Origin of the sequence: Paraburkholderia sp. BR14312 (genome assembly GCF_040948675.1) — a bacterium.
GTDB lineage: Bacteria > Pseudomonadota > Gammaproteobacteria > Burkholderiales > Burkholderiaceae > Paraburkholderia > Paraburkholderia nodosa_A.
In genome coordinates this window covers 18,688-40,601 of sequence record NZ_JBFPKI010000018.1, presented here as the reverse complement: position 1 = coordinate 40,601, position 21,914 = coordinate 18,688, and the positions used below count along the sequence as shown (strand labels likewise).

The following is a 21,914-nucleotide window of genomic DNA, read 5'->3' as shown; positions in this document are numbered from 1 at the left end:
GCAACCCGTTCCTTGCAATGCCGCGACGCCTGGCATCGCAGCACCCCCAAACCGCAACGATGCGTGCGTTCAGAAGCGGTGCTTGAGGCCGACGGCTACAACGACCTGCTGGTTGCCCGTAGCCGGTGTCAGCGTATACACGCCAGCGTCGAACGCCGAGATGCCATTGCCACCGCCCACGCGCTGATAGACCCCCTCGAGGTACACATCAGTACGCTGCGAGAACAGATAATCCGCCTGAGCCGTGACCTGGTTCCAGTGCGGATGGGCGTTGCCGTTCGACGACGTGAACGAGGCCGTCGTGTACATATACGACGCGCCGAGGCTGAAGTCGGGGCGCACGAAGTAGCGTCCGTTGACCTCGAAGTTGTCGAACTTGATGTCGTTGCCCGCGCCGTTCGACGGCCCAGGCAGCGCGCCGTTGCTCGTGCTGCCGCCGAACCAGAGGCTCGAAACGCTCTCGGTCGACGAATGCGTCCAGAGAAGGCCAACGGTCGACTTGCCGAACGCGTAGTGCGCGCCCAGGCCGTAAATCCGCTGCAGGCCGCCTATCGTCAACGCATCGCCATCGCCCGTGCTGACTGCGCCGTTCGCATTCTGGGCATTCGTGTTGCGGTTGATCTGCATGTACGCCGCCGCGAGGTTCAGCGGCCCGAGCGCGTAGCTCAGGCCGGCACTGTAGGCGTTGTTGTTCGAAACCTCGCCAGCCTGGTTCGAAAACGCGTACATCGCGCCGAACTTCAGCCCGTTGAACTCGACGCTGCTGAACTTCACGGAGTTGTTGAGGCGCAGGTCGTTGTTGAGGTTGTCATTGTCATACGGGTGCTCAGCGAGATTGCCCGCGAAACCCGAGCCCGTCGCACTCAGCGGCGCAAGGTAGCTGACCATGAAGTCATACTGGCGGCCGAGCGTCAGCGTACCGTATTGCCTTGCGCTCAGACCAACCCATGCCTGGCGGCCGAAGAGGTCGCCGCCGTTCCTGAACGTTCCGTTCGCCGAATTGAAGCCGTTTTCCAGCCAGAAGACCGCGCTCAGCCCGCCGCCGAGATCCTCGCTGCCGCGCAGACCCCAGCGCGGTGTATAGACGCTTCCGGCAAACATCTGCCATTGCGTGCCGCCGCCTGCGGCAGGGTTCGCGGCGTTGGTGCGCGCGCTGCTGCTGTAGGCAACACTCGTGTCGATCAACCCGAACAATGTAACGCTGCTTTGCGCATGTGCGGCGCTGGCGACCACCATCGATACGGCGATGACGGCTATATTCCTGTACTTCATCAAGTTTCTCCGTTATTAGACCCGATTCCGTTCTGCGCAAAGAAACCGCTGCGCTTCAGGAAGGGCGGAGTATAGGAAGCGGAGAAAGGCCGAAGGCGCCGAAAACTGAAAGAGTGACGTGCCGGCATTCACGTCGTTCGTCATAAAAAAGTCATGGGCTGGAGAGCCCGCTCAGCGTACCAACGCTGCTCGAATGTGGCCGCAGAGGCGGCCACGTGCACGCGGCGTTGTCGAAGTGCAACGCCGCAGTCCTCACTGGTGAGGTTCGATGCCTGCTGCCATTTACTGTACGGCAACCAGACTTTGCGTCTCGACAGGATTCACCCAGCCCCAGTAGGTGCCGTAGTAGATCGAGTCCGCACTCGCGAGTGAGCCGTCCTGCTCGGCCTTGACGAGCTGGTGTTCGACGTCCCGCCGCGTCAGCGCGTGTTGCGTTGGGGCAGCGGCGTGGGTCTGGCTATCCTGAACGGTCTGCGCGTGAGCGCCCGCAGCACTGAACAAGGCGGCGAGTGCGATCACGACGGGCATTGTCGAACGAGTAAGCTTTTTCACTAGTACTCCCTGTATGTGGTTGCGAGGTTCAAAGTTCGCAAGGCGAATGCGTTCGCGAATGCGGCGAAGCTGAAAGACCGAATGTCGTGTCAGGCGGACAGCAGCACTTCGCGGTTACCGCACGCTAACGGGAGTTGGCGCAAAGCGTCCTCTTCACGTAATCGGGCTGGCCGCTGATCCCGGCATGACAGCCACGATGATATTTTGTGCGACGTATCGAAGGCCCGGCATGAAGGTGAAAAAGTGTTTAAAAAGGGGAGGCTTGGCACGAGGACTCGGGCCGCGGCTCGCACTCTAAATTTTTTTTAATGAAACCGGTTTTGGGTTTTTGTCGTCTGACCGGGTAGTCCGCGTGGGGCAATGCTCGATATTCGCGCTCCCTTTTTTGAACCAGCCCTTACGGGATGAACGCAAGCACCGAATATGGCATCATGTCCCCCTTCCGATAACTTGCCGCGCCAGGTGGTGCCGTACACCGTGGCGTCCGACCCGATCATGGCACGTGTACTCACGATCGAAGACGATGAAATCACCGCGAATGAAATCGTTGGCGAATTGAAAAGCCGCGGTTTCACGGTCGATTGGGCCGCGAACGGCCGCGACGGGGTTGCGCGCGCGATCAGCGACGAGTACGACGTGATTACGCTCGACCGCATGCTGCCGGGCGTTGACGGCCTGACCATCGTGACCACGATGCGCAGCATCGGCGTCCAGACGCCGGTCCTGATGCTGAGCGCGCTCGGCGACGTCGACGAACGCGTCCGCGGCCTGCGCGCGGGCGGCGACGATTATCTGACGAAGCCGTTCGACCCCGAGGAAATGGCCGCACGCCTCGAAGTGCTGCTGCGCCGCCGCCAGGCGCCCGCAACCCAATCCGAAACGACGTTGCGCGTGGGGCCGCTCGAACTCGATCTGATCTCGCGCAAGGCCCAACGTAATGGCGAAGAGATCGCGCTCTTGCCCACCGAGTATCGCGTGCTCGAATTCATGATGCGCCACGCCGGACAGACGATCACACGCACGATGCTGTTCGAGGCGGTCTGGGGGTATCACTTCGATCCGGGCACCAATCTCATCGACGTGCACATGGGCAGACTGCGCAAGAAGGTCGATCCGCCCGGCGCTCCCCCACTGCTCCAGACGGTGCGCGGTGCCGGCTACATCATGCTCGCGTGAGCGCAACACGTTGACAGAAATTTCTACTTCGACGCCGCCGGTCGGCGTAAGGGGGCGCTGGCATTCGGCGACCTTCCGGCTGCTGACGACCTATGCTGTGGTCTTTTCGTGCTCAGTCGCGCTGCTGCTCAGCTACATCGGCTGGACCGTGACGGCGGAGATGGAGCGCGAAACCGACGTCGTCATGGATTGGCAGTTGATCTACTTCGATTCGCTGCCCGACTCCGAATTGAACAACGCGATCTACCGCCGGATAGAACGCGAGCGGATGCATTCCAACTACTACGGTCTCTTTGCGCCCGATGGGTCCCACCTCGCGGGCGACGTGCTTGCGATGCCGTCCGGTGTACGGGCCGACCGCACGGGCGTAACGCTGCAACATTCGATGCAGATCGAGGGCAGCGGACCGTCGCCGGTCGTGCGTGCGATGGTCGAACGGCGCAAGGACGGTAAAACACTCGTCATCGCGCGCGACCTCACGCATATCCTGCACATCCGCAAGACCATCATCAACGCGCTCGTCGCGGGCGGGATACTGTGCCTCGCGTCGGGCGTCGCGGGCGGCCTCGCGCTGAGCATGCGGCAGATGCGGCGCGCGAGGGAGATCCGGCGCGTCACGCAGCGCATCGCGCAGGGCGACCTGGGGCAGCGCCTGCCGGTCGGCGGGCGCGACGAGCTGGATATGCTCGCGCACCTCGTCAATCGCATGCTCGACGACGTCGAGCGGCTGATGAATGAAGTGAAAGGGGCGTGCGACGGCATCGCGCACGACTTGCGCACGCCGCTCGCCCATGTCCGGACGCTCCTCTCGCACATCGCGGAGCGCACGAGCCGCGTGGACGACGCAGCGATCCACCACCTCGTGCGGCGCGCGCGCACCGAAACGGATGCGTTGCTCGACCGCTTCCGCGCGATGCTGCGGATCTCCGAGATCGGCACGCTGCAGCGGCGCGGCGGCTTCGGCGAGGTCGAGCTCGCGGCGCTTGTGCGCGAGGTCGGCGAGCTCTACGAGCCGCTTGCGGAAACCCGCGCGATCAACCTCACCGTGAACGCTGGCGGCACAGAGCCGGTACATGGCGACCGTGCCCTGCTGTTCGAGATGCTCAGCAATCTGATCGACAACGCGATCAAGTTCACGCACGATGGCGGCTCGGTGTCGATCACGCTGGCCCAGACGACGGCAGGGCCGCGCATCGACATCGTCGACAATGGCGCCGGCATCCCCGCGGAAGAGCGTGAAGCAGTGCTGCAGCGTTTCTACCGCAGCGAGCGGACGAGCCACCTTACAGGCTCCGGGCTCGGGCTCAGCATCGTGTCGGCGGTGATCCGCGTACACGACTTTACGATGCGCATCGACGACGAGAAGCCGGGCACGCGTGTGACGATCGAATGCTGGTCACGCACGCTTGCCTGATCAAATCGATACTGATTGCAGGACTGCAGGTCCAACCGAATGCGAGTTCTCTTCGCCGCGCCTTCGCATCCCGAATCCACGTGGCTTTTCAAGGCGCTCCAGGAAAGCGCGTATAGCCTCCAACGCGCCGACGACCTGCGCGACAGCATCTTTCTCGCACGCCATGAGGCGTACGACGCGATTGTCACGATGACGTTTGACCCGGCGCGGTACGCGGCGCTGCTCGGCTCCCTCGGCGAGCTGTCGGCGGTGGGTCGCGGCGCAGCGATCATCGTGTTGCTAGGGCTGGCGGCGGCGCAGGACCGCGCTCGGGTGCTGCGTGCGGGCGCTGATGCCTGCTTCTGCCAGCCCTATTCGTTCATCGAATTGCACGAGCGGATGCAGGCGCTGCGTCGCACGGCGCTCTCGCGCGCCGCGAATGTTCAGCCCGCCGCGGCGCCGTTGCTGCTCGATCCGCTGACGCGCGAGCTCGTCGATGGCGAGCGGCGGCTCGCCGTGACCCGGCGCGAGTACCTGTTGCTCGAATGCCTGATGCGCCAGTTCAACGCCCCCGTCCCGCGTGATCAGTTGACCCGCTACGCGTGGCCCGAGACGGGTGATGTCGACCCGTCGAACGTCAATCTGGTCGTCTCGCGACTGCGGCGCAAGCTCACGCAGCACCTGCCCGACGTCCACGTCCAAACCGTTAACCGCTACGGCTATCAGCTCAGCACGGCGCGTCGCTAGCGCCGGCGCATCGTTCCGCGCGGCCGCTCGCCGACGTCGAACATGAATAAAATTTCATGGTCCGGCAATCGGCTCGCAACGTTCCGCGCCAGCACGCGCGCCATAATTTCCTGATCGTGAAAGTGAAAGGAACAGGGACATGACCCGCCCGATGAGCATCGAACTGGTGAACGAATACGGCACGCCTGCAGTGTGCATCCGAATAGAAGGCGGAACCGCCATGCTGGAGAGCAGCGATGTCGACGCCGTGATCGAGCATCTCGCGATGCTTCGCGCGTCGATGCGTCCGGAGGTTCCGAGGAAACCCGCGCACTCGCACCAGTACCTGATCGAGATGGACCCGTGCTGGCACGCGGAGACGAGCCCGCTATTTGACGGCGTCGTACTGATGCTCCGGCACACCGGTATCGGCTGGGCCGGCTTTGCGATTCCACAAGAGAACCTCGAAAAGCTCACTGAGGTGCTGTCCAGCACAGCGAAGGCGGTGAAGGAAGCGCAGAGCGCAGAGCGCCTGGCGATGCTGCCTAACTGAAATTGATGCAGCTTGCCGGACCGGAATTATTTTGTTAAACAAACGAGTGAATTGCAGAGTGAGCCAACCGAGCCATCGTCGACATACCTATACTGCTCGTGCCGTCGCAATGCGTTAATGGAATGGACGCCCTGTCGGCGCTGCACTTGTTCATCATTATCCCTTTTGCGCGAGCCTGGCTCGCGCTTTTTTTGCCGGCAAGGTTCGGGAAATGCCTGTTGGATGGGAAACGACTCCGCAAACGTTCACGAATGCGATGCGAACTTAAAGAAGAATTAATCGGCCTGGCAGGATGGATTTAGTCTCGGTCGTCCATGATTCACCATGTCGAGCACACCTTCTGTCTAAGAGAACATGAATCAGTTACAAGCGATGCGGGTATTCACGCGCGTGGTGGACCTCGGCGGCTTTCATCTGGCCGCCAGGCAGTTGGGCATGTCGGCAGCTGCAGTCACGCGCAGCATCGGCATGCTGGAAGCGCATCTGAACATACGGCTGTTGAACCGCACCACACGGAGCCTCTCGCTGACGGAAATCGGCAAGGACTATCTGGAGGGCTGCCGCGAGATCATCGACAAGCTCGATGAAATGGAGTCGAACCTGATGGAGACCACGCGCGACCCGAGCGGCACGCTGCGGATCGCGGCGCCAATGACGTTCGCCGTGTCGGGCCTCGGGGAGCTGCTCGCCGCCTATCGCACGTTGCACCCCCGCATCGACTTCGACGTCACGACGTTCGACACGCACATCGACATGGTCGAAGGGGGCTACGACGTCTGCTTTTCCGACGGCCGGCGGTATGCCAGCGCAACACTGGTGAGCCGGCGCCTGACGAACATTGAGGACGTGGTCGTCGCGTCGCCGACGTATCTCGCACGGCACGATACGCCGCGCGATCCCTCGGCGCTTGGCGGGCATAGCCTGCTCGCCGTGTCCGACGGCTCGTCGCGCACGTGGGAGTTATCCAACGCGAACGGCGTCTATCGCGTGTGCACTGGGCGAGGCGTTAGCGCGTCGAGCAGCTCGATGGTGCGCGTGGCCGCGCTGAATCACATTGGCATCGCACTGCTGCCCGCTCCGCTTGTCGCCAATGATCTCGCGCACGGCACGCTTGTACGCGTGCTCGAGCAGTTCGATGTAAATGGGGGCCCGCGCGAGATTTCGATGCTCTACTCGGGGCGCACCAACCTGTCGAGAAAGGTCCGCAGCTTCATCGATTTCACGGTGAGCCAATATCGGACGCCCAACAAAACCGTTGCGTTGCGTGCGGTTGCCTGACCACGTGGATTCGCACATCGCATCAGGCGGTGACCTGACTGCGACATAACCCGTCTTCTTTTGCCCTGATATACAGCCCGACCCGAAAGGAACTTATTCGGAACGTGGGGTTAATGCGGTTTTTTTGGCTGCTTAGCCTCACCGCTTTTATCTGGATTCTCCCGTTGAGGATCTGTAAATATCAGGGAAAGAAGTGAAAAGTTCTATTCGACGGAACATCGGGCCAGTTGCGCTGATGTTCACTGGTTTGGGCTCGATCATCGGGTCGGGCTGGCTGTTCGGCGCATGGAAGGCAGCGAAAATCGCGGGGCCGGCGGCCATTTGTGCGTGGATCATCGGTGCGGTCGTGATTCTCGCCATCGCGTTGACGTACGCCGAGCTTGGCGCAATGTTTCCCGAGTCAGGCGGCACGGTGCGGTACGCACGCTATTCGCACGGCGCGCTCGTCGGTTTCGTTAGTGCGTGGGCCAACTGGATTGCGATGGTATCCGTAATTCCGGTCGAGGCTGAAGCGTCGATCCAGTACATGAGCACGTGGCCCTATGACTGGGCGCACCGGTTATTGGTCGATGGATCGTTGACACCGACCGGTGTCTTTCTCTCGGCGTTGCTCGTCGTCATCTACTTCATGTTGAACTATTGGGGTGTGAAGGTGTTCGCGCGCGCCAATTCAGCGATCACGGTCTTCAAGTTCCTCGTGCCGGGCGCCACGATCCTCGGCTTGATGCTGACGGGCTTCCACAAGGAGAACTTCGGCGCGGCCGGCAGCTTCGCGCCATTTGGCTGGCCGGCGGTGTTCACGGCGGTCGCGACGAGCGGCATCGTATTCAGCTTCAACGGTTTCCAGAGCCCGATCAACCTGGCGGGTGAGGCGCGCGATCCGGCCAAAAGCGTGCCTTTCGCCGTGGTCGGTTCGATTCTGCTTGCGCTGGTCATTTATGTGTTGCTGCAAGTCGCTTATATCGGCGCCGTCAATCCCGCCGACGTCGCGAAGGGCTGGAGTCACTTCAACTTCGCGTCCCCCTTCGCGGAACTGGCGATCGCGCTGAACCTGAACTGGTTGGCAGTCCTGCTGTACGTCGATGCGTTCGTGAGCCCGAGCGGTACCGGCACGACCTACATGGCGACGACGGCACGCATGATTTACGCAATGGAGCGCAACAACACCATGCCGAAGATGTTCGGCAATGTGCACCCGTTCTACGGCGTGCCGCGTCAGGCCATGTGGTTCAACCTGTCGGTGTCGTTTATTTTTCTGTTCTTCTTCCGCGGCTGGGGAACGCTGTCCGCGGTGATTTCGGTCGCGACCGTCGTCTCCTTTCTGACCGGACCGATCAGCCTGATGGCGCTGCGGCGTGCAGCCCACGATCTCGCTCGTCCGTTGCGCTTGCCGTTCATGAACGTGATCGCGCCGTTCGCGTTCGTCTGCGCATCGCTCGTTCTCTATTGGGCGAAGTGGCCGCTGACCGGGGAGATCATTCTCCTGATGATCGTGGCGCTACCCGTGTACTTCTATTTTCAGGCCAAGTCGGGCTTTAACGGCTGGGGCCGCGACCTCAAGGCGGCGTGGTGGCTCATAGCCTACCTGCCGGTCATGGCGATTCTGTCCGAGATCGGCAGCAAGGATTTCGGCGGCCTCGGCATACTGCCCTACGGTTGGGACATGCTCGCTGTGATCGTTTGCTCGCTGGTCTTTTACTACTGGGGCGTACGCGCGGGCTACCGTACCGAGTACCTCGACGAGCGTGAACACGAAAGCAGCCTCGGCGCGCGCGCAAAGGTTGCGGATCGCGTGTCTGGTTAAGTGTGGGCGAGGGGGGCGTTTGAAAGCGCCTCCCGGATCGCCGGGACTAGTCGCAAGTTCGGAAAAGAGCTTTTCCCAGAATGTAGCAATCAAAAAACAGCTCTATCAATCAGGGACTTGCATGCCGTATCGCGTATGCACCGCGCCTGGCAAACACGCAACAATGCCTCCCGAACGCTATGCGTCAAAATTGCGGCGACCTAGTATCGCGTCAACGGTTTTATTGCGTTGGCTCGAACAGAATTGATCGAGTGGTAAAGAATTAATCACGCTTGGGGTAGAAATGAAGAAGGTCGCAATTTCCAGTGCTGTGGGTGCACTGTTCGCTGTTGCAGCAACATCGGCGTTCGCACAGAGTTCGGTTACGTTGTACGGGCTGGTCGATAACGCCATTCGGTATCAGACGAATGCCGGTGTTGGCGGCAAGGATCAGGTCTCGATGACCTCCGGCCCGGAAACCCACAGCCGCTGGGGTTTGAAGGGCTCCGAAGACCTGGGGGACGGCCTTTCTGCTGTCTTCCGGCTTGAAAACGGCTTCGAGGCATTCAATGGACAACTCCACGAGAACAACACGCTGTTCAGCCGGCAGGCCTACGTGGGGCTGTCGAGCAACAAGTGGGGCGCGCTGACCTTCGGCAGGCAATATGCGCCCGCCTACGATACGTTGGGTGACGTCTTCGATCCGCTGACCGTGGGTGACTACTGGCAAAACAGCTGGATGTACAACGGCATCGGGAATTACCTTACCGTCAACAACTCGGTCAAGTACAAGGGCACCTTCGATAATCTGTCGATCGACGCGCTGTACGGCTTCGGCAACCAGGCGGGTTCGGTCGGTCTCGGCGCGACCTACGCCGTGGAATTGACCTACGCGTACGGTCCCGCCCAACTCAACGTTGGCTTCCACCAGGTTTCCGTCCCGACGTCCGCGACAGGTTCGTCGGTCGGCAACAATATCGGTAGCGCAATCAATGGCGGCAAGACCACGTTCTATCACGTCAGCGGCGCGTATCAGCTCAACCAGGATATCCGCCTGCTGGCCGGCTGGTTGCACGGGCAGGATCAGACTGGCTTGACCGACTACAACATGCAACAAGCGGGCGCGCCGACACTGCACGGCTTCAGCCGTAACCGGATCGACGATACCTATTATGTCGGTGCGAATTGGCAAGCTACCGCGCCGCTGCTGTTTACCTTTGCGTACTACTACGGCCAGACGCGCAATGCGCTTCTGCTCAATGGCGGCCTCGGGCGAGGCGACAACCAGTCGGCCACCGTGCTTGCCGAGTACTCGTTCTCGAAGCACACGGAAGTTTACGGGATTGCCGACTGGGCACGCGGCACCGGTGCCTTCTCTGCCGACTATCCGGGCGGTGTAGACGCCAACAACAACGCGACCAACAATATTGGCCGCACGAACCAGCTGGGCCTGGCAATTGGTCTGCGCAAGATGTTCTAACGCGACGCGTCTTATGTCCTCTGACGCACTGCGTGTCTGAGGTTTCGGGCCGGCGCAATCGCGTCGGCCCATTACTATCGGGCTCCCGGTGTAAACAGGGGCCGGCTGCGAAAGCCCTTGGCTGTCGTTGTCTCCAAAGTAGGGGAGGCCGCGACGCGTTTGCTCGTCCGAACGCCTCGCGCGTAGAGCGTCGATGCCACGCCTGGTGCACGATCTTGTCGATCGCGACATTGGTTTAATTTTGATCGGCTATCATCCGGAAAACCCGGAATGCCCGCCTTGCATCGTACCTCGACGCAGACTGGGTGCGCCCGGGACTACGCCTCACCGGGCGTGCGTCAGACCGGAGATCCCGGAAGGCGTGCGCATCAGGTGTCCACGCCAACGCCGGGCTGCTATGCCCGGACATCGGCCCACGGCCACAAGCCCGGAGCCGACACGCACGGATATCGTCGACCATGATCGCCGCCGCTTGCTCCCGCGCGTTCCAACGCGCACTTGTCGAGGACCCCGAATTCGCGCGCCTGCGCGGTGCCGCACGCTCGACGCTCGCTTGTCTGCTCACGGCAGGCGTGGGCGTGTCCTGGGCGCTGCGCCATCACGAAGCGCCGACGCTTGCAGTACCTGGCGCGTTGTTCGCGATGATTGCGCCTTTATTTCTGCGCGAAGCGCGCTGGTCGAGCTGGCTCACCTCGATACTTGTTCTCTATGTGTGCACCTGCGCCTCGTTTGCCGGTGCCGCCACGCTCGCGTCGCAGCCCGCGCTGCGTGACGCCGGGGCGCTGCTCGTCGTGTTTCTGGGCATCTTGTGCCAATCGCTCGGCGCTCGCGCGGTGGGCGCAGCGATGCTCACGCTCGTGTCGTTCTACCTCGGCCTGTATCTGCATCCTTCACACACGCGGCTGATGACAATGTTGACTGCCATGGCGATGGCTCCTTTCATCGTCGCATTCGTCGGGCGCGTCGTCATTCCGGTCGCGCGGGGCAGTGCGCCGGCGCCGTCGTTCATGTGCGCGTTGCCCCACACCCTCGTGGCTGCGAAGGCATGGGGCCGCGTAACCATCCATTATGTCGCCGACCTCCTCGTGACCGGGCGCCCGCCCCGGCGGCCCTTTTCCACCGTGCTCGCGCACCGGCTCCGCCGGCTCGCGTGGCGGCCGGCCCTCGTCGCCAGCGTCGCGGCCCTGCTCGCGATATTGGCGGGCGGCGAATTCTCCGAAGACCGTTCGATGTGGGCGGTCATAAGCACTTTCGTCGTCTTTCTTGGGACGACTTCGTATCAGGGAACGCGCGCACGGGTCATGAAACGCATTGCCGGCACGCTGAGCGGCGCGGTGGTCAGCGTGCTGCTCATTACCCTATGCGGACACCAAGCCTGGGTGCTTGTGGCCGCCATGGCCCTATCGGTTTTCGGCTGGGCCTATTACATTTTTCACGCATACGCTCGCGGCGTGTTCTTCATCACGATGCTCGTGGGGCTCGTTTACGGCCAGCTTGGCTTCGCCATCGTGCCGCTTGCCGAATTGCGTATCGAGGAAGTCTTTGCCGGATGCCTCGTGTCGCTCGCCGCAGCCTTGCTGCTCATGCCGTCCACGACCGCACGCGTGGGCGTCGCGCTGGTTCGTGAGTAACAGCGGACGCTCGGCTTGAAGTTCGCGCCGCCGCTGCGCTCAAGCCTCGTCGAGGTGTGCGGATGCACCGTCCGCCCCGTCGCGCACGGCGGGTTCGCCTTGGCACGCGACGCGGCAAAGCAGGCTGCGCAGCAACTCGCGTTCGTGTTCGTCGAACGTGCTCAGGATGGCTTGCTCACTGGCGTTAAAGGCGGCGGGCACGCGCTCCGCGATCGCCGTGCCCGCGGCGGTGAGCGAAAGCCACACCGTCCGGCGGTCGATCGTGCAACGCCGGCTCGCGATCAGATTCTGCTTTTGCAGCACCGGAACGAGGCGAGAGATATGGCTGCTATCCCAGCCAAGGCGTCGGGCCAGGCCCGAACAGGTGATAGAGGCCGAGCCGGCCAGACAGAGCAGGACACGCGCCTGCGTGGCCGAAACGCCAAGCGCGCCCTGGATCTCATCAGTGAGCGCGCTGCTGAAAGTCCTGTGAACCCGAAACAGGAGCATGAGGACATCGTTAGCCTCTGAAGGGGCTTCCATGAGAGCCACGGCTTCCGGCATGCCCACGCTCGAGTGCGTGTTCACGATCGTCTGCTTGCTCGCACTCATGGGCGGCCGGACAGAGTGCTGGCCGAACCAGAGCGGTAGCCGCCACCAAGGGACTTCGTGAGCGCGATGTCCTGACTCAGGCTCCGTGCGTTGATATCGAGCAGCGCGATGCGTTCGAGCAGCACTGCCTGGCGCGCGTCCGTTACGGCAAGGCGGCTTGCGACGCCGCGTTGATACTGTGCCTGCGCACTCGCTTCGGCGAACGACACCGCCTCGATCTTCTGCGTCTGCAAGTTCGTCTCGTCGCCGAGATCCTGCAGCCTGCTCGCCGTCACAGCCACGTCGCGCACCGCATCGAGCACGGTCTCGTTGTACTGCTCGATCAGCGCGTTGCTCGCGTTGCGAGCGCCGCTGAGGTTCGCATTGAGGCGTCCGCCCTCGAAGATCGGCAAATACAGGCCCGGAATCAGGTTGATCTGCTGGCTCGCATGTGTGAACAGGTCGGAAAGATGCAGCGCATTGACGCCAAAGAACGCCTTGATGTCGAAGCTCGGGTAGAACGCGGCCTTGGCCGCGTCAATGCGGCTGAACGACGACTGCACGTACCAGCGCATGGCCTGGAGGTCCGGCCGGCGGGCCAGCAGCTCATACGAAAGCGTGGGCGGCAAGGTCGCCTGCGGCAGGGGCAAAGGCACGGGCCGGATTTCCGGCAGATCGTCGGGCCCTACGCCGAGCAGCGCGCGCAGCGATTCGCGAAGTTGCTTCACGCGGGCCTGGGCCGCCACGATCTGACGCTGCGTCGCCAGCAGTTGCGCTCGTGCGAGTTCCGTCTGTGTTTTCGGCTCGAGACCGCGCCCTGCGCGGGCGGCGTGAGCCTCGACGGAGAACGCCGCTTCGCCTTCGAGCCGTTGGAGCAGATCGATCAGCTCGTAGGTCGTCTGGATTCCGTAATAAATCTGGGCCACGTCGGTGGACAGTTCGAGCTGCACGGCCGCCAGTTCGGCGAGCCGCGCATTGCGTACGCCCATCGCGGCTTGCACCTGTGCGCGTTGCTTGCCCCAGATGTCGACGTTCAGACTGGCGCCAAGACCGACGATGCCTTCCGTGTACCACGGCCCCGTCGCGCCGATCAGCGGCTGCTCGCCCGAGTACGGGCCGAGAAACCCGTTGGATGACACGCGCTGGCGATCGATCGCGCCCAGCGCCGCGACCTGGAGGTTGGTGCCCGCCCGCACCAGATCGATATCCGACTTTGCCTGGGAGACGCGCGTGCGTGCAATCAGGATGGATGGCGACGAGGCCAGCGCCCGTTCGACGAGCGTGTCCAGTTGCGGGTCCGCATACGCTTTCCACCAGGTGTCCGCGGGCCAGTCGCCTTGCGCGAACTGGATGTCGCTGGCGAGACGGATTTGATCCGCCTCGACCGGCGCCGGGGCTTTGCTGTCGTCGTGGACCAGTGCGCAAGCGGACAGGGCACAGGCGAGCGCGGCGCGCGCGCCCCAGCGCAGACAGCGAGACGCAACGTGAACGGAGGATACAGTCATGCTTGCGATGCTTCGGTAGGGAAGGCGGGGGCGGTCAAGGCGACGCCCCAGTGGGGTAGCGTGGAAACCTCCTCGGCCAGTTTTGCGGCGCGCGCGACGACTCGCGCTTGCGCGTCCGAGGTTGCTGGCAATGTCGCGTCTGTAGCGGTCGGTTCTTTGGCGGCCGACGGCAGGGCGAGCGTGGGCGTGCGTACCGCCTCGGGCCGCGCGGTCAGGTCGTCCGCGTAGGCTTCCAGCGAGGCGGCAGTCGTTTCGGCGAACCGTGTCGCGTTGCGCGGGCCCTCGGGTGGCAGCGCGGGCAGCGCACGCCGCTCGGCTTCGAATGCGACGCTCGCGAGCAGGATCTCGCGGGTTTGCGCGAGCACCGCCTGCATGTGTACCTGGAACGCCTCGTGTTGCGCTTCGCCAAACTGCCAGCCGGGCTCGAGTGCGACGCGCGCGGCCATCGCCTCGCAATCGGCGAGTTCGGCCCAGAGCGGGGTGGGAGGGCCTTCCTGCGGTTGCCGCACGCGTGCTGCCAGGCGGCGCAGCAGGCGCGCCAGACGCTGGCGAAGCGCCTCGCCTTCGGCCTCCGGCCACAGTGACGCATGAATGACCGCGGAGATGGCCACGCCGAGCAGAATGCCAAGCATGCGGTCGCGGATTTCCGTGAGATCGGTGGTCGGCCCGAACTGTTCGAGCAGGGCGAGCGCGAACGTGAACATGAGCTGGGTTCCCGCATAGCTGATGCGCTCCGAACCGGCGGCCAGCCACGCGCCGAGCGCGATGACGGGCATCGACATCAGCAGCAGGCCGGTCAGGCCGTCGACGTTCGGCACCACCCATATCACCATTGCGAGCGCGATGAGGCTGCCCGCGGCTGCCCCGGCGATACGCAGCATCGAGCGCCGGCCGGTCGCGCCGAGGCTCGGCTGCGCCACGATCAGCGCCGTCAGCATGACGGTGTGAATTCCCTGCCAGTCGGTCGCGCGGTAAAAGAGGTAGCCGAGCAACGCCGCCAGCGACGTTTTCAGGGCGAACTGTGCATAGACCGGATTGGAGAAAGCGTCCGGCACGAGCATCCGCTCCTTTTCGGCGGGCGACTCGGCGGGCTCCGGCGCGGCGCAGCGGTCGGCGAAGGCGCGCAGGGCGTTGCCGATTTCGAAGAGCGAGCCAGGCAGCGCAGCGGCCGGGGAAACGGGCACAGCCGCGCTGGCGATGACGAAGCGCTCTCCCGTGCGGATGGATTTGGCGAGACGCGCACAAGCGTCGCGCAGATCGGGCACGACGCTGCCCGTGAGGCCCGCGGTGCTTTCAGGCAGATTCGCTGCCGCCGTGAACAGCCGGGAGACAGTCGCCACTCGCGCCAGATGAAAGGTCTGTCGCTGCCTGAACGCGGGGTCGCGCATAGTCGAAAAGCGCAGCAGCTTCTGCAGGGTCAGTGCGGCGTTCTCGACCCGGCTCGCGTCGGGAGTGACGGCTGACGTGTCGCCGCGTTCGAGCGCCGCGAGCCGGGCATCGACCGCCGCCAGTTGGCCGAGCAGCGCGTCCTCGAGCTGGCGCACGGGTTCCGCGGGCAGGAACAGCGTGTTGATCACGAGCGTGACGGCGATGGCGTAGACGGTGGCGACCCACACCCACAGCGAGATGCGAACCAGCGCCTCGGCCTGATCGGTCAAATCGACGAACGACTGCACGTAGATGACGACGATGCCGACGAGCAGGAATGCGGCGCCGATCTTCGCGACGCGCATCAGGTACGCGCTTGCGAAGAAGAGGGCCGTAGAAATCAGGATGCGCAGCAGCGGGAAATCGTACGTCAGCTTGAGCACGAGAATGATGCTGCCGACGGCGAGCGTCGTCCCGAGCATGAACACGATGCCGATGAGCCGCGTCATCACCACGTTCGACTGTGTCACGAAAAAAACGGCGACGAGCGAGAGCGCGAGAAACGGCACCTGCAACGCCATCGAGACGGTGATCACGATCGCGCTGGCCAGCATGCAACGCAGAATCAGGTTGGTGCGTCCCGGGTAGGCGCGAACCTCGTCCGCGAGACCGCGGATGAGGCGCGCGAAACCCGTCCCGGACTGGCCGGCGGTGTCCATGGCGGTGTTCATTGCGCCGCGCCGGCGGTCGTGCCAGTGGGATCGAGCGTAGCGACGGCCGACGTGCCGAGGCGGAACAGCGCGGGGTCGGGATTGCGCACGGCGATCTTCACCGGGAAGCGCTGGGAAACGTGGACCCAGTTGATGCTGCGCTGGACCCGCGGCAGCCCTTCGAGCACCAGGCCGCCGTCGTCGGGCAGTACGCCGTAGCTGACCGAGTCCACGACGCCGGAAAAGCGCTTGCTCGTGTCGCTCATCAGGTAGACGTTGGCGGGCGTGCCCGCGCGCACGTTTTTCAGGTCCGTTTCGCGGAAGTTGGCGACCACGTACCAGTGATCGGTGTCGATCAGCGTGAAGATGGGCTTGAGCGGCGACGCATACTGGCCCACCGTCGTGCGCAGCGACACGACGCGCCCGTCGAACGGCGCGCGAACTTCGGTGAATTCGACGTTCAACTCGGCAATCGCGATCTGCGCCTCGACCTCGGCTCGCTGCGCGACGAGCGCGTCCACGCCGCTCACCGCGGCGCTGGCCTGCTGGGCCTGCAGCGTCGCGGCGTCGAGTTCGGCCTGCGCCGAGCGTTGTGCCGTGCGCGCGCGATCGACCTCCTCCGCGGAAACATAGCCGTGATCGAGCAGAGGCTCGGTCCGGTGCAGCGTATCGGCGGCCTGCGCAGCCACGGCGCGCGCCCGTTCGACCGCGGCTTTCACCGATTCGGCGTTGTACTGCTGCGCGTTGACGGAGCGCTCCGTCAGCCCGATCTGCTTGTCGAGTGCCACCAGGCGCGCGCGCGCCTGATCCAGCGCGGCCTGATAGGGGCGCGGGTCGATCCGAAACAGCAGATCGCCTTTCCTGACCGCCTGGTTGTCGCGAACGGAAAGGTCCACGATCCGTCCGCTGACTTCGGGAACCACGTTGATGGTGTCGGCGTAAACGTACGCGTCGTCCGTGCTGGGCGCGTGGTCCTTGCGCCAGACGACGATGCAAAGCAGGACGATGGCGATGAGGGCGATAACCGCGGCGGGCAGTCGTTTCGTGCGCCGCGGTGCGCGAGCGTTGTCAGTCATATGCGGTACGCGCAGTCAAAGAAGAGAAAAAGCGGTCGATGCGAGCGATGAGAAAACGCTTCCCAGGATGCTGTCGAGCCGCCACAGCACGAACGCGGAAGCGGCGCCGCCGAGGACGATTGCCGCTGCGGCGCCCCTGGCGTTGCGAAAGGTCCGGGCGCGAGACGTCATAGGCGATTGCATCTTCAGTGGGCGAAGAAAATGAGCCAGGCCGCCGTCGCGAAGATGGCAGTCAGGGCCGGATAGGTGCCGGCAAGTGGCGACAGCGCCCCGCGCAAGCCGCGGCGGCCAAGCACGCGGTGAACGATGACCGTTGCCACGACGCCGCCCGCGATGCAGAAAAGCCAGTCGGGAAAGGCAGCGCCTAACAGCGGTAGAGAAGGCGAAATCGCGCAGCCGCCCAATGACAGCGAGGCGCACGCCGGCCAGGCAAGCCGTGTTGCAGTGGAAAAGGTCATGAATCGATCACAGGCATCGCAGGCGATGCAAACGCGTTGAAGGGCGAGCCGCCGGGCAAGCTTTCCGGCGTTCCACCGCGCTGCGGGCGTGCGCCCGCGCATTGATGCACAGCGAAAAAACGACCTCGGCGGGGGAGTCTCGTCCCGACCGCTTATCCTAGGTGGGCAGGGGCGCGTGGTAAATTGTCAAACGGCACAGGCCCTATGTGTCATTTCACGAAATGGCATACTGCCTCATCTCGGTGCCCGCGCGACGTGCGCACTGACGACTCATGGTACAACCCACCTTGTTCACTACGACCCCGCAGATCAGCCAGCGACTCCGCGAAGGAATGACAACCCTCGCGAACGATCCTTCTGTGCCCATCGAGCGCGTGTACGCTTCGCTCATGAAGGTGGACGGGTATCGGGCCCTTTCATCGGCGATCCGCGACGACATATTCCGGTCAATCGAGCAACTGGCGAGTCTGTGGTTCCAGCTCCTCCTGAAGGGCACGCAGCTCGCGGGACCGGTGATGGCCGAAATCGAGGAGTCAGCCCGGCGACGCGTTCACCAAAGCGTGCCACTGGAGGCGCTACTGCGCGCCACCCAGGTCGGCGCGCGTGAAATCTGGCAAGCCAGTGTCGAGGTTGCCGCGGAAGAAGCGGACCTTGCGCGCGAACTGGCGATGACGGTGGCGCCGTTCCTGTTCGAATTCTTCGAAGGCGTCGCGCAAACCCTCGCGCAGGCGTACGTTCAGGAGCAGCGTCACCGCGCGCATTGGCGCGATGCGATTCTTTACCAGCTGTATACGGTGATCTTTCATGCTCCCCACGACCACGCGAGCTTCACGACGGCAATGAGCGCGCTGGGGCTCGACGCTTCGCTGCCGCGAATGGCGATCGCGCTCGACGCCGGGTTCGGGACACTCACGTCCGAAATCCGTGAGCGGGAATCCGAGCGCTATGCGCTCGCTGTGTCGCGCCACTTCCGCGTCGAGCGGGAGGCGATCGTCCACGTGTGGCATCGCGGGCGGGCGATCTTCTGGCTTCCAGGCCAGCGAGCAGAGCTGGCTGCCCAGAGCGATCTCGCAGCAAGTCGTTGCGCGCAAAGCCTTGCGAACGCGGAAGAACGCATTCGTGCGATCGGTATCGGTTTGTTGAACGAAGGAGCAGCAGGATGGGCGGCCTCCGCCAACGAGGCCATGCGCGCCGTCGAAGTCTCGCTGCGCGGCGCGACCGTAGCGCGGGTCGCGCGATACTCCGACATCGCGCTCGAAGAAACGGTGCGCGCGGCTGGCGATGTGATGCGCTATCTCGTCTCGCTCGTCGAGCAGATCGGAACCGATACGGACCTGCTGGCGACACTGAACGCGTTCTATGCCAACGGCAGACGCCGCCGGCCCACGGCGGACGCACTCGGCATTCATCTGAACACGCTCAATTACCGGCTCGAACGCATCGAAAAAATGCTCGACGCGTCGCTCGACGACGCGCAGTGGGTCGCGCGGCTCGATATCGCGCTGAAGCTCACGCACGGCGCCGGGCGCGAGTAGCGGCGAGGGGGCATCGCGGGCGTTGCGCTCAAGAAGAGCACACCCGTCAGCCTGGCTTCGCACTCTGCATTCACCGGACGGTGGCGGTCTCAGGCCGTGGCGCTCTGCTGCCAGGCGAGCCCCGCCGAGAACTCGCGATAGGTGTGCAGTGGACGGCCCAGGACCCTCGTCAGACGTGCAACGTCGTCCACTTCCGGGATCATGCCGTCGTTGACATAGCGCTGGGCCATCAGGCGCATCTCATAGGCGCTCCACTTCGGCATGAAGGTCGCCATGTTCTGCTCGAAGCCGCCCGGATCGTCGCCGCCGTAGATGATCGGGCGGCCGAGGACTTCGGACCAGATAGCGGCGGCCTTCGAACCCGTCAGCGTATCGGGGCCGACCAGATTGATGGTCTCGACCGGCAGCTCGCCCGGCGCCTGATCGCGACGGATCAATTCGATGGCGGCCACCTCGGCGATATCGCGGACGTCGACCATGGCGACCCCCATGCTCCCGATCGGCATCGGATAGACGCCATGGTTGAAGATAACGTCCTTGATCATCAGTTCGTTCTCGATGAAGTACGCCGGGCGCAGAATCGTGGCGCCGAAGCCCATCTGTTCCAGCATGTGTTCTGTCGCGGTAAGGCCGAGAAGGTAGCCAATTCCAATATGATACGGACTACTTATGCTACGAGCGAATAAAACTGTTGTGCAGGCGTCTGATCAACACCGTCACCATTCATCTGTCTCTTGACAATCATGTGCATGATTTCGATGCCGCCCAATACGATGCGGGCACAACTAAATTTATTGAACCCAAGCATCGTTGAGTTCGGCGCTTGATCGCGCGATGGTCCTGTTCGAGGATGTTGTTCAGATACTTGTTTTGGCGGATCTGGATCGGTATCTCGCGCTTGGCGTTGATTGGCCTCAAGCGCAGCGAGATTCGCTCCGCTCTTGTGGATGGTTACTATCTCGGGCTTTTCTGCTCGATCGACTTCTCGAAATAGCGCTTCGCCCCAGCTTTGTAACGATGGGCGCGCAGCAGGAAATCGATCGTGTCTTCCGTCTTGGCCACAGCTCGATACAAGTACTTCCACTGTCCCTTGACCTTGATATACGTCTCATCGACGCGCCAACTCCCGCCAACTGCACGCTTGCGACGCCGGAACGCATTTTCCAGAACGGGCAGCAGCTTGATCGCCCACCGGTGCACGGTTGAATGATCAACATCGATGCCACGCTCAGCCATCATCTCTTCGAGATTTCGCAGGCTCAGCCCGTAGGCCACGTACCAGCGCACGCACATCAGAATAACATCGAGCGGATAGTGCAGTCGCTTCGGAACCTTCGCTATTGCTGGAGCAAGGGCCGTTCGCGGCTGGAGTTGACCCTGTAATCCCGGACACAGCCTCACACTGAGGTTGCTGAATCTATCGAGCGCCGAAACTCGCGGGGCGAGCGGTATTTCAGCGCGCTATGGGGATGCTTCTCGTTGTAATGCTCGAACGCGATGGCCAGGTTGCGAGCAGCAGTCTCTGCATCCGGCTTCGGCATGAAGGCGACGTAGTCGCGCTTCATGGTTTTTACGAAGCTCTCGGCCATCCCGTTACTTTGCGGGCTGCACACCGGCGTGGTCAATGGCTTCAGGCCTATGCCCACTGCAAATCTCCGCGTGTCGTCGGCAGTGTAGCCCGAGCCGTTGTCGCTCAACCACTCGATTTCGGATGGCGTATGCAGCGCATTGCCGAAGCGATTTTCCACCGCAGCCAGCATCACGTCGCGCACGATGTCGCCGCTATGGCCCGCCGTCGTGGCCGCCCAGCTCATCGCTTCACGGTCGCAGCAGTCCAGCGCGAACGTCACGCGCAGCGGCTCGCCGTTGTCGCAGCGAAACTCGAAGCCGTCCGAGCACCAACGCTGATTGCTGCGCGCTACAGCCACCTTTCCGTCGTGCCGGCGTTGCGGCCGGGGTGGAATCGGTCGACGCTCCATCAGCAGCCCGTGTGCGCGCATGACGCGATAGACTCGCTTGGCATTGAACGGCACCAGCCCAGCCGCAACGCGTTCGTTGCGCAACGTGCCCCAAACCCGTCGATACCCATAGCTGGGCAAATCGCCGACGACACGGCGGATTTCCTCGAGCACGGTCGCATCGTCGGTCTGCTTCGATTGACGGCCATCGCGCCATGTCGCCGGACGCGACATTCTTGCCGATACGTTCGAGCGCGACACGCCGAGAACTTCACAAACCAGCTTCACTGGTCGTCCTCCGGCAGCAAGGGCGAGTGCGCTATCCATTTTTTTGCACGGCCATACTCGACTGCTTCGCGGAGAATCTCGTTCTCCATGGTCTTCTTGCCGAGCATCCGTTGCAGCTCACGAATCTGCTTGAGTGCATCGGCCAGCTCCGACGCCGGAACCACCTCCTCGCCAGCCTTGACCGCTGACAGGCTCCCGTCCTGGTACAGCTTGCGCCAGTGGAACAACTGGTTCGGATTCACGCCGTGCTGGCGCGCAACCATCGAAACCGACTTCCCCGGCTCGAGGCTCTCCCGCACCATCGCCAGCTTCTGCTCCGCCGTCCAGCGCCGCCGACGCTCGGGGCCCGTCAACACTTCCATCACTTCCTGCCTGGTGTTAGTCAAAAACACAGTCTTATGCCTACCCGTTAGTTTAAGCGGGAGACTGTGTCCGGCGATTCAGGGGGCCGCTCCAGCGGCGTTGGTGGGCCTTCTTCATTCGTGGGATCAGTGCCGTTTCACAAGACACGCATTCTAGCGCTCCCGCGTTACTGCGACACAACCTTTACGTTAGGTACCCACATTGAACATGAAACAAGAAAGGAAAGCTTCGAACCCATA

17 protein-coding genes and 2 pseudogenes are annotated in these 21,914 nt (G+C 63.0%); 9 read left to right on the top strand and 10 right to left on the bottom strand.

Annotated elements, in window-relative coordinates; all coding sequences use genetic code 11:
* Positions 1 to 69: 69 nt before the first annotated feature.
* Together AB3X98_RS37300 and AB3X98_RS37295 are read right to left on the bottom strand one after the other, a co-directional pair.
* Positions 70 to 1,272 (bottom strand): porin, encoded by a 1,203-nt coding sequence (locus tag AB3X98_RS37300; RefSeq protein WP_368605344.1) that lies wholly within the window; start codon positions 1,270 to 1,272, stop codon positions 70 to 72.
* Positions 1,273 to 1,554: 282 nt separating this feature from the next.
* Entirely contained in the window at positions 1,555 to 1,824 is a 270-nt protein-coding gene (locus tag AB3X98_RS37295; RefSeq protein WP_368605345.1) for a DUF4148 domain-containing protein, read from the bottom strand.
* A 495-nt stretch (positions 1,825 to 2,319) separates the two neighbouring features.
* Between AB3X98_RS37295 and AB3X98_RS37290 the strand changes: the two genes are divergently transcribed.
* The 8 genes from AB3X98_RS37290 to AB3X98_RS37255 all read left to right on the top strand — a co-directional run bounded on the left by AB3X98_RS37290 (position 2,320) and on the right by AB3X98_RS37255 (position 11,844).
* The gene (locus AB3X98_RS37290) at positions 2,320 to 3,000 is read left to right on the top strand and encodes a response regulator transcription factor (RefSeq protein ID WP_368605372.1); all 681 of its coding nucleotides are present in this window, start codon (positions 2,320 to 2,322) and stop codon (positions 2,998 to 3,000) included.
* Between the two features lie 10 nt (positions 3,001 to 3,010).
* Positions 3,011 to 4,414, top strand: a complete 1,404-nt coding sequence (locus AB3X98_RS37285) for a sensor histidine kinase (RefSeq protein ID WP_368605346.1) — start codon at positions 3,011 to 3,013, stop codon at positions 4,412 to 4,414.
* Between the two features lie 39 nt (positions 4,415 to 4,453).
* Positions 4,454 to 5,140 (top strand): response regulator transcription factor, encoded by a 687-nt coding sequence (locus AB3X98_RS37280; RefSeq protein WP_254317387.1) that lies wholly within the window; start codon positions 4,454 to 4,456, stop codon positions 5,138 to 5,140.
* A gap of 139 nt (positions 5,141 to 5,279) precedes the next feature.
* A complete protein-coding gene (locus tag AB3X98_RS37275; protein WP_368605347.1) occupies positions 5,280 to 5,672 on the top strand; it encodes a hypothetical protein in 393 nt (130 codons plus the stop codon).
* A 354-nt stretch (positions 5,673 to 6,026) separates the two neighbouring features.
* Positions 6,027 to 6,950, top strand: coding sequence for a LysR family transcriptional regulator (locus tag AB3X98_RS37270; RefSeq protein WP_368605348.1), 924 nt, complete (start codon positions 6,027 to 6,029; stop codon positions 6,948 to 6,950).
* Between the two features lie 193 nt (positions 6,951 to 7,143).
* Positions 7,144 to 8,754 carry an APC family permease gene (locus AB3X98_RS37265; RefSeq protein ID WP_368605349.1) on the top strand — a complete coding sequence of 537 codons (1,611 nt, stop codon included), beginning with the start codon at positions 7,144 to 7,146 and terminating at the stop codon, positions 8,752 to 8,754.
* A gap of 283 nt (positions 8,755 to 9,037) precedes the next feature.
* Positions 9,038 to 10,213, top strand: a complete 1,176-nt coding sequence (locus AB3X98_RS37260; protein ID WP_254317383.1) for a porin — start codon at positions 9,038 to 9,040, stop codon at positions 10,211 to 10,213.
* A 458-nt stretch (positions 10,214 to 10,671) separates the two neighbouring features.
* Positions 10,672 to 11,844, top strand: coding sequence for an FUSC family protein (locus AB3X98_RS37255; protein WP_368605350.1), 1,173 nt, complete (start codon positions 10,672 to 10,674; stop codon positions 11,842 to 11,844).
* Between the two features lie 39 nt (positions 11,845 to 11,883).
* On the opposite strand, the gene AB3X98_RS37250 is transcribed toward AB3X98_RS37255, so the two are convergent.
* The 5 genes from AB3X98_RS37250 to AB3X98_RS37230 form a co-directional block, all read right to left on the bottom strand.
* Positions 11,884 to 12,387: a MarR family winged helix-turn-helix transcriptional regulator gene (locus AB3X98_RS37250; RefSeq protein ID WP_368605351.1), complete on the bottom strand. Its 504-nt coding sequence runs from the start codon at positions 12,385 to 12,387 to the stop codon at positions 11,884 to 11,886.
* A 44-nt stretch (positions 12,388 to 12,431) separates the two neighbouring features.
* A complete protein-coding gene (locus AB3X98_RS37245; protein ID WP_368605352.1) occupies positions 12,432 to 13,919 on the bottom strand; it encodes an MdtP family multidrug efflux transporter outer membrane subunit in 1,488 nt (495 codons plus the stop codon).
* Entirely contained in the window at positions 13,916 to 16,018 is a 2,103-nt protein-coding gene (locus tag AB3X98_RS37240) for an FUSC family protein (protein ID WP_368605353.1), read from the bottom strand. The genes AB3X98_RS37245 and AB3X98_RS37240 overlap by 4 nt, the downstream gene beginning before the upstream one ends.
* Entirely contained in the window at positions 16,015 to 17,073 is a 1,059-nt protein-coding gene (mdtN, locus tag AB3X98_RS37235) for a multidrug transporter subunit MdtN (RefSeq protein WP_368605354.1), read from the bottom strand. The genes AB3X98_RS37240 and mdtN overlap by 4 nt, the downstream gene beginning before the upstream one ends.
* 185 nt (positions 17,074 to 17,258) lie before the next feature.
* A complete protein-coding gene (locus AB3X98_RS37230) occupies positions 17,259 to 17,633 on the bottom strand; it encodes a YtcA family lipoprotein (protein WP_368605355.1) in 375 nt (124 codons plus the stop codon).
* Positions 17,634 to 17,863: 230 nt separating this feature from the next.
* Here AB3X98_RS37230 and AB3X98_RS37225 point away from each other — a divergent pair, with 230 nt between their 5' ends.
* Positions 17,864 to 19,066, top strand: coding sequence for a PucR family transcriptional regulator (locus AB3X98_RS37225; RefSeq protein ID WP_368605356.1), 1,203 nt, complete (start codon positions 17,864 to 17,866; stop codon positions 19,064 to 19,066).
* Between the two features lie 89 nt (positions 19,067 to 19,155).
* Here the strand turns inward: AB3X98_RS37225 and AB3X98_RS37220 are convergent.
* From AB3X98_RS37220 to AB3X98_RS37210, 3 genes and pseudogenes are all read right to left on the bottom strand, one after another.
* Positions 19,156 to 19,677: pseudogene (locus tag AB3X98_RS37220) on the bottom strand (NmrA/HSCARG family protein); the annotation flags it as partial.
* 56 nt (positions 19,678 to 19,733) lie between these two features.
* Positions 19,734 to 20,359 (bottom strand): annotated as a pseudogene (locus AB3X98_RS37215) (IS6 family transposase).
* Between the two features lie 104 nt (positions 20,360 to 20,463).
* Positions 20,464 to 21,674 (bottom strand): IS3 family transposase gene (locus AB3X98_RS37210; RefSeq protein WP_368605357.1). Its coding sequence is split into 2 segments (ribosomal slippage): positions 20,464 to 21,359 and positions 21,359 to 21,674, totalling 1,212 coding nucleotides; the frame shifts between segments, so codons are not numbered across the junction.
* Positions 21,675 to 21,914 lie beyond the last annotated feature (240 nt).